This is a genomic window from Cupriavidus pauculus (assembly GCF_003854935.1).
Taxonomy (GTDB): domain Bacteria; phylum Pseudomonadota; class Gammaproteobacteria; order Burkholderiales; family Burkholderiaceae; genus Cupriavidus; species Cupriavidus pauculus_C.
This window is the reverse complement of record NZ_CP033969.1, coordinates 901,781-913,038: the sequence shown is the minus strand read 5'-3', so window position 1 is coordinate 913,038 and position 11,258 is coordinate 901,781. Positions and strand designations below refer to the sequence as shown.

General features: G+C 70.6%; 9 protein-coding genes. 1 reads left to right on the top strand and 8 read right to left on the bottom strand.

Going from position 1 to position 11,258, the window contains the following annotated elements:
- Positions 1-271: 271 nt before the first annotated feature.
- From EHF44_RS05850 to EHF44_RS05835, 4 genes are all read right to left on the bottom strand, one after another.
- Entirely contained in the window at positions 272-1,939 is a 1,668-nt protein-coding gene (locus tag EHF44_RS05850; RefSeq protein WP_124682886.1) for a GMC family oxidoreductase, read from the bottom strand.
- A gap of 89 nt (positions 1,940-2,028) precedes the next feature.
- Positions 2,029-2,940 (bottom strand): alpha/beta hydrolase, encoded by a 912-nt coding sequence (locus EHF44_RS05845; RefSeq protein ID WP_124682885.1) that lies wholly within the window; start codon positions 2,938-2,940, stop codon positions 2,029-2,031.
- A 71-nt stretch (positions 2,941-3,011) separates the two neighbouring features.
- Complete coding sequence (cueR, locus tag EHF44_RS05840; protein ID WP_124682884.1) at positions 3,012-3,419, bottom strand: Cu(I)-responsive transcriptional regulator; 408 nt, start codon at positions 3,417-3,419, stop codon at positions 3,012-3,014.
- Positions 3,416-5,869, bottom strand: coding sequence for a heavy metal translocating P-type ATPase (locus EHF44_RS05835; RefSeq protein WP_124682883.1), 2,454 nt, complete (start codon positions 5,867-5,869; stop codon positions 3,416-3,418). The genes cueR and EHF44_RS05835 overlap by 4 nt, the downstream gene beginning before the upstream one ends.
- Positions 5,870-6,042: 173 nt before the next feature.
- Between EHF44_RS05835 and EHF44_RS05830 the strand changes: the two genes are divergently transcribed.
- Positions 6,043-6,243, top strand: coding sequence for a heavy-metal-associated domain-containing protein (locus EHF44_RS05830; protein ID WP_124682882.1), 201 nt, complete (start codon positions 6,043-6,045; stop codon positions 6,241-6,243).
- A gap of 48 nt (positions 6,244-6,291) precedes the next feature.
- Here the strand turns inward: EHF44_RS05830 and EHF44_RS05825 are convergent, their stop codons facing one another.
- The 4 genes from EHF44_RS05825 to EHF44_RS05810 all read right to left on the bottom strand — a co-directional run bounded on the left by EHF44_RS05825 (position 6,292) and on the right by EHF44_RS05810 (position 11,247).
- Entirely contained in the window at positions 6,292-7,020 is a 729-nt protein-coding gene (locus EHF44_RS05825) for an OmpW/AlkL family protein (RefSeq protein ID WP_124682881.1), read from the bottom strand.
- A gap of 288 nt (positions 7,021-7,308) precedes the next feature.
- Positions 7,309-8,268 (bottom strand): delta(1)-pyrroline-2-carboxylate reductase family protein, encoded by a 960-nt coding sequence (locus tag EHF44_RS05820; protein ID WP_124682880.1) that lies wholly within the window; start codon positions 8,266-8,268, stop codon positions 7,309-7,311.
- A 45-nt stretch (positions 8,269-8,313) separates the two neighbouring features.
- The gene (gene pbpC / locus EHF44_RS05815) at positions 8,314-10,551 is read right to left on the bottom strand and encodes a penicillin-binding protein 1C (RefSeq protein ID WP_124682879.1); all 2,238 of its coding nucleotides are present in this window, start codon (positions 10,549-10,551) and stop codon (positions 8,314-8,316) included.
- Between the two features lie 9 nt (positions 10,552-10,560).
- Entirely contained in the window at positions 10,561-11,247 is a 687-nt protein-coding gene (locus EHF44_RS05810; protein ID WP_437340314.1) for a lysoplasmalogenase, read from the bottom strand.
- Positions 11,248-11,258 lie beyond the last annotated feature (11 nt).

Sequence of the window (11,258 nt, the reverse complement as noted above, 5' to 3'; positions counted from 1 at the left end):
CCCGGCTACTGACAATGGTTCGAACTCCGGCGCTTTGTCGCCATGGTTGCCGCGTTATAGGTGTGTGGGAACGGTGCGGCTGCCGTGTCGGCCGGTGCGCCAAGTGAAGGTGGCGGCACCGTATACCGGCGACTATTGTGTGCGCCTGCTGCGTCGCAAAACATCGGGGTTTGCACTAGGCTTAATACATTCCCGATGCCGCGCGAATCCGGTGTGCGGAGCCGCACCGACGCCCCCCGCGCTGCCTTGCGCCGGGTATCGTGGAAGACCCCTATGCCGACACCGGCGCGACGATTTCGGGCGCATTTGCTGCACCGCTCGCGCGCGCCTTGCGGTCGGCGCGAATCATGTCGCTGGCGCGCTCCGCGATCATGATCGTGGGCGAGTTGGTATTGCCCGACGTGATCAGCGGCATGACCGACGCATCCACCACGCGCAGCCCGGCAATGCCGCGCACGCGCAGGCGGCTGTCGACCACTGCGTCGGCGTCATCGGCGGCCCCCATGCGGCAGGTGCCCACCGGGTGGAAGATCGTCGTGCCGATCGCGCCGGCCGCCTCGGCCAGCTGCTCGTCGGTCTGGAACGCGGCGCCGGGCAGCCATTCGGACGGCTGGTACGGCGCCAGCGCCGGCGAGGCGACGATGCGCCGCGTGAGCCGGATCGAGTCGGCCGCGACCTTGCGGTCCGCGTCCGTGGACAGGTAGTTCGGCGCGATGCGTGGCGCGCGCCGGAAGTCGGCATCGTCGATATGGACACTGCCGCGCGACGTGGGCCGCAGGTTGCAGACGCTGGCCGTGAACGCGTTGAACGCGTGCAGCGGATCGCCGAACTTGTCCAGCGACAGCGGCTGCACGTGATATTCGACATTGGGACGCGCCTGGCCCTCGTCGCTGCGCGCGAACGCGCCAAGCTGCGACGGCGCCATGCTCATCGGCCCGCTCTGGTTGAACGCGTACTGCAGCCCGATGCCGAGCTTGCCCCACCACTTCGACGCGCGCGTGTTCAGCGTCCGCACGCCCTGCACCTTGACCACGGTGCGCAGCTGCAGGTGGTCCTGCAGGTTCTCGCCGACGCCGCGCAGCGCATGGCGCACGCGGATGCCCAGCGCCTGCAGCCGCTCGGGCTGGCCGATGCCGGACAGCTCCAGCAACTGCGGCGAATTGATGGCGCCGGCCGCCAGGATGACTTCCTCGGTGGCGCGCGCCTCCAGCGGCTGGCCGCCGCCCACGTACTGCACGCCGGTGCAGCGGCGGCCGTCGGGCGTGTCGAACACCAGCCCGCTGACCTGCGCGCCGGTCACGATGGTCAGGTTGGGCCGCTCGGCAGCCTTGCGCAGGAACGCCTTGGCCGTGTTCCAGCGGATGCCGCGCCGCTGGTTCACCTCGAAATAGCCCACGCCGAAGTTGTCGCCCCGGTTGAAGTCGTCGGTGCGCGGAATGCCGGCCTGCTCGGCGGCGTCGATGAAGCGCTCCAGGATGTCCCAGCGCAGCCGCTGCGCCTCCACGCGCCATTCGCCGCCCGCGCCGTGGTACGCGTTGGCGCCGCGGTAGTGGTCCTCGCTGCGCTTGAACAGCGGCAGCACGTTGTCCCAGCGCCAGCCGTCGTCACCGGCAATGCGCGCCCAGTCGTCGTAGTCCTCGCGCTGGCCGCGCATGTAGATCATGCCGTTGATCGACGAGCACCCGCCCAGCACGCGCCCGCGCGGGTAGCCCAGCGAGCGGCCGTTCAGGCCCGCTTCCTCGACCGTGCGGTAGAGCCAGTCGGTGCGCGGATTGCCAATGCAGTAGAGATAGCCGACCGGGATGTGGATCCAGTGGTAGTCGTCCTTGCCGCCCGCTTCCAGCAGCAGCACGTTGACATCGGCGTCCTGCGTCAGGCGGTTGGCCAGCACGCAGCCGGCCGAGCCTCCGCCCACGATGATGTAGTCGTACGTCTCCATGTCCCTAGCTTCCTTTGCCGGCCCTGAGGGCCTCGGATTTTTCTTGTTGGAATGCCGGGCATCATCGCACGTCTGGCGCGCCGCTGTCGTCAGGGCTTTGCCGGAGCCTCCAGGTGGCGCCGCAGCCAGTCGGTCAGTGCCGCAAGCACCTCACCACGCAGCGGCTCGGCCTCATTGAATATCTCGTGGTAGCCGGTGTCGAACCAGACCATCTCGCGCAGGTCCTCGGGCGTGCTGGCAAAGAAGGTGCGGCTGCCCTGCGGGTCGACGATGCGGTCCGCGCCGCCCACCAGCATCAGCATCGGCGCCTCCAGCCGTGGCGCGTCGGCCTGGGCCTGCGCCATGCCGCAGATCATCGACTCCAGCACGCAGGCGCTGATCGTGCCCTGCACGACCGGGTCGGTGCGATAGGCGCGCGCCACTTCCACGTCGTGCGACAGCAGCCGTGCGTCGATGGGATTCGGCACACGAATATTTGGCGCCAACGCCAGCAAAACACGATGCATCGTGAGCATACTATTGGAAATCTTCAGCGCCAGCGCCGGCGACGAGAGGATCAGCGCCCGGATCGGCCGCACGCGCGCCGTGGCAAAGCGTGCCGCCACCAGCCCGCCCATGCTGTGGCCCAGCAGGATCGGCAATTCGTGCCACTGCCGCACCGCCGCGTCGTGGATTTCAGCCAGATCGTCGAGATAGCTGTCCGGGCCCGGCACCACCATGCGCGGGCCGCCGCTGGCGCCATGGCCGCGATGGTCGTAGGCGCGCACGCGCAGGCCCAGCGCCAGCAGCGCCGCCGCCACGTGGGCGTAGCGCCCGCTGTGCTCGGCCAGTCCGTGCACCAGCAGCACCGTACCGAGCGGCGCCGGATAGCGCTGCGGATCGGGCAGCCAGGTGCGCAGCAGCAGTTCGGTGCCGTCGCGCATGCGCTGGCGCGACTCCACGGCGGCGGGCGCGGCCGGGGCGGTATCGGACGGGTGCGTGGCCATCACAGGTTGATCCATGCCGGGGGTCTCCTCGTGGTCCCTGCTTGCGGTGCGGGGTAAGGCAAGGTGCCGGTGCGGGCTGGCGCGGCCTAGCGGTGGCAGGACGGACAGTCCGACGCCATGTCCGACAGGATCGGGCAGTCGGGCCGGTCGTCGCCGCTGCACGCCTCGGCCAGCGCGCGCAGCGTGTCGCGCATCGCGGCCAGTTCGGCAATCTTCACTTCCAGGTCCGCCACGTGCCGCAGCGTCAGCGCCTTCACGTCCGCGCTGGCCCGGCCGCGGTCCTGCCAGAGCGACAGCAGGTTGCGGATCTCGTCGAGCGAGAAGCCGAGATTACGGGCGCGCCGCACGAAGCGCAAGGTGTGCACCGCCCGGTCGTCGTAGCGCCGGTAGCCGCCCTCGGTGCGCGGCGGCGCCGCCACCAGCCCGATCGATTCGTAGTGCCGGATCATCTTCGCGGACACGCCCGAGGCGTCCGCCGCTTCGCCGATATTCATCGCGTCTCCCTGGTGTCCGCCGGGTGCCAGCGCCGCAGCAGCAGCGCGTTGCCGACCACGCTGACGCTGGAAAACGCCATGGCGGCGCCGGCCACCACGGGGTTAAGCAGGCCGGCCACCGCCAGCGGAATGCCGATCACGTTGTAGATGAAGGCCCAGAACAGGTTCTGGCGGATCTTGCGCACGGTCCGGTGCGACACGGCCAGCGCGTCGGCCACCAGCGCCGGGTCGCCGCGCATCAGCGTGATGCCGGCCGCGTGCATCGCCACGTCGGTACCGGTGGACATGGCGATGCCGACGTCGGCCGCCGCCAGCGCCGGGGCGTCGTTGATGCCGTCGCCCACCATCGCCACCACGGCCGCGCCATCGCGCCGCAGCGCCGTGACGCGCGCCGCCTTGTCCTGCGGCAGCACCTCGGCCTGCACGTCGTCCAGGCCCAGCGCCTGGGCCACATGCGCCGCCGCCCCGGCGTTGTCGCCGGTCAGCATGACGGTGTGGATGCCGGCCGCGCGCAGCCGGGCGATGGCGGCCGCCGCGCCGGGCTTCAGCGCATCGCCAAACGCCACGAGGCCCAGCACCACGTGCCGAGCCGGATCGACCAGCCACGACACGGTGCGCCCCTCGCCGCGCAGGCGGTCGGCCTGGGCCTGCAGCGGCCCGGCCGGCGCGTCCAGCGACACGCGCAGCGCCTCGCTGCCAAGCTGCAGCGGCTGTCCGTCGACGATACCGGCGATGCCACGGCCCGGCAGCGCGCGCACGTCGCTGGCAACCGGCGCCGCCACGCCGCGCGCGGCGGCCAGCGCCACCACGGCGCGCGCCAGCGGATGCTCGCTGCCCGCCTGCAGCGCCGCCAGCCGCGCCAGCAGGCCGGCCTCGTCGCCATCCGCCGCGTGCAGCGCGACGACCTCGGGCTTGCCCACGGTCAGCGTGCCGGTCTTGTCGAACGCCACCACCGACACGCGATGCGCCACTTCCAGCGCCTCGGCGTCCTTGATCAGGATGCCGGCGCGCGCGCCGGCCCCAGTACCGGCCATGATCGCCGTCGGCGTGGCCAGCCCCAGCGCGCACGGGCAGGCAATCACCAGCACGGCCACGGCGTTGAGCAGCGCCTGGCTCCAGTCGCCCGCCACCACGCCCCAGCCCAGCAGCGTGACCAGCGCGATGCCCAGCACCACCGGCACGAACACGGCGCTGACACGGTCCACCATGCGCTGGATCGGCGCCTTGGCGGCCTGCGCGTGCTCCACCATGCGGATGATCCGCGCCAGCACCGTCTCGGCGCCCACGGCCACGGTGCGCGCCACCAGCAGCCCTTCGAAATTGATGGCGCCACCGGTCAGCCGATCGCCCGGCTGCTTGGGCACCGGCACCGATTCGCCGGTCAGCATCGATTCGTCGGCGTGGCTGGTGCCCTCCACCACTTCCGCATCGACCGGAATCCGCTCGCCGGGCCGTACGACGATGGCGTCGCCCACGCGCACGTCGGCCATCGGCACCGTGTGTTCCACACCATCGCGACGAACCCGCGCGGTATCGGGCCGCAGCGCGGCGAGCGCGCGGATGGCGTCGGCGGTCTGGCGCTTGGCGCGGACTTCGAGCCATTTGCCAAGCCGCACCAGCGTGATGACCACGGCGGCGCTTTCGAAATAGAGATGCGGCATGGCGTCGCCGGCCTGCAGCAGTTGCCAGACCGACAGCGCGTACGCCGCCGACGTACCCAGCGCCACGAGCAGGTCCATGTTGCCCGCGCCGGCCCGCACGGCCTTGTAGCCGGCCTTGTAGAAACGCCAGCCGAACACGAACTGCACCGGCGTGGCCAGCACCCACTGTACCCAGCCGGGCAGCATGGCGTGGATGCCGAACCAAGCGAGCACCATCGGCGCCACCAGCGGCAGCGACAGCGCCGCGGCGATGCCCACCGGCCACGGCCCCGACCAGAAATCGACACGCGCTGGCGCCTCGCCCTGCCCCGGCGCGGCCGGGTCCACCACGGGCCGGGCGCCGTATCCGGCGCGCGTCACCGCCGCCGCCAACTGGGCCACATCGGCCGTGCCGCGCAGGACCGTGACGGTCGCCCGTTCGGTCGCCAGGTTGACCTGGGCCGCCTGCACGCCGGGCACGGCGCTCAGCGCGCGCTCCACGCGGCCCACACACGACGCGCAGGTCATGTCGGCGATGTCCAGTTCCACCTCGTCGCGCGGCACGTCGTAGCCGGCGTCGGCCACGGCCTGGGCCGCTGCCGCCAGCGCGGCGCCGTCACGGGCGTGCAGCGTGGCCTGCTCGGTGGCCAGGTTGACGGCCACGTCTTGCACGCCGGGCACCTTGGCCAGCGCGGTTTCCACGCGGCGCACGCACGACGCGCAGGTCATGCCCTCGACAGGCAGGCGCCATTCGGCAAGCGGTTCGGCCGCGGCGGGGGCGGATTGCAGGGTGGATGCGGAAGTCGACATGGAAGCGGGTTTGGCAAGGGCGCGGGGCGCGATGCATGCACTCTGGACCTTACCATCATTGGAAGGTCAAGGTGCACGGCGGGACGACGGCGGGCTTGCGCTTCCCACGGTGGGAAGGTTCATACTCCGTTGCGTTACCTTCTTCCCTATCCACGTCACCAAGGAGTCACACGATGATCCAGTTCCAGGTCGAAGGCATGTCCTGCAATCACTGCGTCGGCGCCATCACGCGCGCGGTGCAGGCGGTGGACCCGGCCGCACAGGTTTCGGCCGACGTGCCGTCGCAGTCGGTCAAGGTCGAATCGGCGGCCGACCGCCACGCGCTGCAACAGGCCATCGAGACAGCCGGCTACCCGGTCAAGTCGGCGGCATGAAAAAAGGGCACCCGAGGGTGCCCTTCCTGTTTCTGGTCCCGGCCGGGATCAGAACTTGTAGCCGACGTTCAGGAACGTGACCACCGGATCGATCTTGATCTTGGTGTGCGATTCGACCTTGGCGCCGTTCGGCAGCGTGGTCGTGAAGTGGGCCGTGCTGGAGATCGGCACGTACGACACCGAGAAACCGACGAACCACTTCTCGTTGATGGCGTAGTTGGCGCCGACGTTGAACACCGGGTTCCACGACGAGCTGGCCGTGGCCGACATCCGTGCGCCCGGCGCGAATTCCGCGTTCACAAAGCCCTGGTTGGTCACGGTTTCGCTCGTGAACCACGTGTAGTTCACGCCGATGCCCACGTACGGGCGGAACTTGGTCTTGGCGTCGAAGAAATGCCACTTGGCGACGATGGCCGGGCTCCACTGACGCACTTCGCCCAGCTTGCCGTACTTGGCGTAGTCGCGGTCGCCGCTCACGTCGTGCTTCGGCGGAATGCCCAGCACGAACTCGGCCGAGATGTTGTCGGTGAAGAAATGCGCGAACGTCAGGCCGGCCGTGTCGGCCGTGTCGATCGACGCGCCCGTGTTGGGACGCTGCACGCCGCCGGTGGGGCGGCCCGCGATCGAGTCGATCGTCAGGAATTGCGAATCGCCGGTGGGCATCACCCGCATCCACCCCAGGCTCACGATGTTGCTGCCCGCGGACTGGGCCTGTGCGGCGCCAGCCAGTGCCATGGCGGCGCCCGCCATCAGCATCTTCTTATAGATCTTTTTCATTGTTCCTCTTACTCCATCCTCTTTGGAATACCACCACTGCAGGCGGCAATTATCCTGCCTGGCTCTCTCGGACTGTTTCAAACACGGGACGCGATGATAGAAGAAATGCCCTAAAGGCAGGGTTAACCCAAAAGATGGCGAATGAATTTCGCCAATTTGCATGCAAAACGACGCGCCGGCGCAACGGTCGCGTTTCACAAATGAAAAACCACTCGCCGGGAGTGGTTTTGTTGCCGGATAGCCGGCGCTGAAACACCCGTTCGGAATGGTCCGAAAGCCGGTTGGGCGTCACCTGCCGCTGGCGAGGATGCAGGCGGCGAGGTCCCAGAGCGCATAGCCGACGCTCTTGAACACCAGCGGACTGCCGGCGCGCGCCCGCAGCGCGTCGGCCTGCAGGATGGCGGTCTCGAACGGCTGCACGGTCTGCCAGTCGATGCCGGCCTGCAGCAGGTCGCCCGCCTCGTCCTCGATGCCGAACAGCGTGTCCGCAAGCAGCCGGCCGGCGGCCGAAGCGGTGCGACACAACTGCGGCGGCAGCTCGCACATGTCGGGCCGGAACGCGCCCACGGCGGCCACGAAGTGCCGATCGCTCCACAACCCGCTATCGAGGTCCGGCAGCACCGGCGACCGGCTCGACGTCACCGTGACGACCATCGACACACGCGGCAGCACGGCGGCCACACCGTCCACGACCTCGGCAGCCACGCCCAGCAGCCGGGCCTGCGCGGCCAGCGCCTCGGCCTTGTCGCGCGTGCGCGATTGCAGCCAGACCTTGCGCACCGGCAGCCCGGCGATGAACGCTTCCAGATGGGTTTGCGCCTGCACGCCGGCGCCGACGATCAGCAGTTCGCCGGCGGGATCCGGCGCGAACGACTGCGCGGCCAGCAGCGACACGGCGGCGGTGCGCCGGCCCGTGACGGTCGGGCCGTCCAGCATCGCCACGCGCTGGCCGGTATGGGCGTCGGCCACCAGCACTTCGCCCAGGATGTTGGGCAGGCCACGCGACGGGTTGTCCGGATGGACCGTGATGTTCTTGGTCATCACGATGTCGCGGTTGCAGGCCGGCATCACCAGCAGCGTGCCCTGCCCCTGCGCGGCGTCGCCCACCGGCAGTGCGATGCGCGGCGGCGCCATGGCCGTGCCGTCGCGCAGTTCGCCGAGCATCGACGCAATGGCCAGAGCCAGTTCGGGATACGGCAGGCGGGCCGCCGTGGAGGCGGCATCGAGGGTTGGCAACTGGGCAGTCATGGGCGTCGGACGTGAGCGATTGGAAGCGCCATTGTCGCGCACCGCTCAGCGCACCGGCGCGCGCGGCGCCGACACCTTCTGCACGGCCGCCTTCGGCGCCACCCCGTCGCGCACCGTGGCGCCGCGCACCTCGATGCCGATCTCGTGCACCACCTGCCCGCGCGCGTCCACCAGCGCCACGCGATGGCGCCCAGGCCACGGCAGCCACGCCACCTGCCCGCCCTTGCCCAGCGGCTGGCCGTTCAGGCGCCAGCTCACGGCGTCGGCGGTCTGGCCGGTCAGCCCGTCGGCGTGGAACCACACGCGCTGCGCCGCCGGCGGAATGTCGGGATCAAGCGCGAAGATCGTCCCGTCGGCGGGGCTGGCGATGGCTGGCGTGCCCTGCGACTTGCCGGGCTTGCCCACGCCCACGCGCTGCATCGTCGTGCCGGCCAGGAACACTTCCTCGCGCGCCGGCTCCAGGCCGTCCTCGAACTGCAGCGTGATGCGCTCCACGCCACCGGGCATGGCCGGCGCCCGGCTCGGCGTGCCGCGATGCAGCGCCTCCATGACCTCGTGCCACACCGGCGCCGCGCCAGAGACGCCCGACACGTCGTGCATGGCCGCGCCGCTGGCGTTGCCGACCCACACGCCTACCGTGTACCGCTGCGACCAGCCGACGCACCAGTTGTCGCGCATGTCCTTGCTGGTGCCGGTCTTCACGGCGGTCCAGAAGCGCGTGGTCAGCGGACTGTCGAGCCCGAACGTCCGCGCCCGGGCATGGCGATCGGCCAGCACGTCGCCAATTACGTACGCCGCCGCCGGCGACATCACCGCGCGCGACGCCGGCCGCGGCGCATCCATCGCCATGCGCGGCGGTGCATAAGTGCCCGCATTGGCGAAACTGCGATAAGCGTTGGTCAGCGACAGCAGCGACACATCGGCGCTGCCCAGCGCGAGGCTGTAGCCGTAGTAGTCGCCCGACTGCGTCAGCGGCAGGCCCAGCGACACCAGCCGCCGATGAAAGCGGTGCGGCGTGACCATCACGAGCGTGCGCACGGCCGGCACGTTCAGCGACGACCCCAACGCCGCGCGCAGGCTGACCCAGCCCGCGTAGCGATGATCGTAGTTCTGCGGAATGTAGAGGCCGCCGCCGGTGGGCAGGTTCACCGGCCGGTCGTCCAGCAGCGACGCCGCCGTCAGCCGCCGCTCCTCAATCGCCTGCTCGTAGAGAAACGGTTTCAGCGTCGATCCGGCCTGCCGCAGTGCCGCCGCGTGGTCCACTTCCGCCGCCGCCGACAGCGCGCCCGACGAGCCGACATAGGCCACCACGTCGCCACTGGCGTTGTCGATGACCACCACGGCGCCGTCCTCGACATTGCGCCCGGCCAGTTCGCGCAGGTGGCGCGCCAGGCTGTCGGCGGCCACGCGCTGCATGGCCGCGTCCAACGTCGACACGATGCGCGCCGGCGGGGCCGTGCCAGCCGGCGCGGCCGCCCGGGCGCGCGTCACCAGCAGCCGTGCCAGATGCGGCGCAAGGTTGGCGTCGCGGCGCGCGTGCATGCTGTCGGCGCCCGCCCGGGTCGACTTCGCCAGCACCAGCGCGGTGAAGCCGTCGAGCCCGTCGCACTCGCGCGGCTGCCGCATCTCGCGCAGGATGCCGCATGCCCGGCGGGCCACCTGCTGCGCCGACGCATTCGGACTGCGCACCAGCGCCACGGCCACCGCCGACTCGCGGGCATCGAGACCGCTCGGCACCTTGCCGAACAGCGTCTGCGACATCGCCGACAGCCCCACCAGTTCGCCGCGGTACGGCACGAGGTTCAGATAGGCTTCGAGGATCTGGTCCTTGCTCCAGCCGCGTTCCAGCGACGACGCACTGATGGCCTGCCCCACCTTCTGCCCGAAGCTGCGCCCGCCACGGGCGCGCAGGTCGTCGTCGAGCAGCCCGGCCAACTGCATCGTCAGCGTCGACGCGCCGCGCGTGCGCGTGTTCCAGAGGTTGGCCCACGCCGCAGCGGCCACGCCCTGCCAGTCCACGCCGCTGTGCGCGTAGAAGCGCCGGTCCTCGGACAGCACGATGGCGGTGCGCAGCGCGGGCGATGTATCGGCCAGCGTCACCCAGTCGCCGCGCCGTGCCTGGAAGTCGTCGCGCACGCGTGCCACGGGCTGCCCGTGCCGGTCGGTCACGACGATGTCCGCGCTGCGCCAGTTGCCGCGCACCTCGCGGAACGTGGGCACGGCCTGGGCCACCGCCGCCCACAGCAGCAGCACGCCCGCCAGTGCCCAGGTGCCTCGCTTCATGTCACACCCTCACTCGCCGCGCCCCGCCACCACGCCCGCCACCAGCAGCACCTGCGCGATGGCATAGGTCCACCAGATGCCAAGCTGGTACGTGTCGAACGGCGACAGGAAGCGCGCCGTGCCGATCAGCGCATCGGACATCACGAAGCACAGCGCCCCGATGGCCGCCAGCGGCGTGGGCAGCCGCGCCAGCAGCGCCGCGCAGGCCATGGCCGCCAGCACGCCGATGTAGGCCACCACGGGCCACGTCAGCGGGCCCAGGTTCGGCCAGAAGCGGCCCAGCAGCGCACCCGCCGCGCCGATCACCAGCCCGCAGCCAACCAGCCGGTGCGGCCGCAGGTCGGCCCCGAGCGGCACGAACAGCCGCAGGTAGGCCAGGTGCGCCATCAGGAAGGCGCCCAGCCCGCCGATGAACGAGATCTTCAGGCCCGGCATCGCCAGCAGGAAGTCGCCCAGGCCCGAGAACACCAGCGCGGTCACCAGCCAGCGCCGCTCGGGCCGGGGCCGGTGGAACCACGCCGCGCGCGCCAGGAGCAGCGCCATCGCCGTCTTCCACACCGGCTGGTAGGCAATCTGGCCGGTCAGCGGCGTGCCGGCCGGCAGTTCGAGCGACACCTGGAACAGCAGCACGCCGTAGGTCACGCCGGCCAGCACACCGGCGAACCACCATTCGCGCACGCGCGGGGGCATCCGCATGGCGATCCAGT

Excerpts from the sequence above, each read along its gene's own strand:
- EHF44_RS05850 (WP_124682886.1), bottom strand. The coding sequence starts at position 1,939 with ATGGAGACGTACGACTACATCATCGTGGGCGGAGGCTCGGCCGGCTGC.
- EHF44_RS05845 (WP_124682885.1), bottom strand. The coding sequence starts at position 2,940 with ATGGATCAACCTGTGATGGCCACGCACCCGTCCGATACCGCCCCGGCC.
- cueR (WP_124682884.1), bottom strand. The coding sequence starts at position 3,419 with ATGAATATCGGCGAAGCGGCGGACGCCTCGGGCGTGTCCGCGAAGATG.
- EHF44_RS05835 (WP_124682883.1), bottom strand. The coding sequence starts at position 5,869 with ATGTCGACTTCCGCATCCACCCTGCAATCCGCCCCCGCCGCGGCCGAA.
- EHF44_RS05830 (WP_124682882.1), top strand. The coding sequence starts at position 6,043 with ATGATCCAGTTCCAGGTCGAAGGCATGTCCTGCAATCACTGCGTCGGC.
- EHF44_RS05825 (WP_124682881.1), bottom strand. The coding sequence starts at position 7,020 with ATGAAAAAGATCTATAAGAAGATGCTGATGGCGGGCGCCGCCATGGCA.
- EHF44_RS05820 (WP_124682880.1), bottom strand. The coding sequence starts at position 8,268 with ATGACTGCCCAGTTGCCAACCCTCGATGCCGCCTCCACGGCGGCCCGC.
- pbpC (WP_124682879.1), bottom strand. The coding sequence starts at position 10,551 with ATGAAGCGAGGCACCTGGGCACTGGCGGGCGTGCTGCTGCTGTGGGCG.
- EHF44_RS05810 (WP_437340314.1), bottom strand. The coding sequence starts at position 11,247 with ATGCGGATGCCCCCGCGCGTGCGCGAATGGTGGTTCGCCGGTGTGCTG.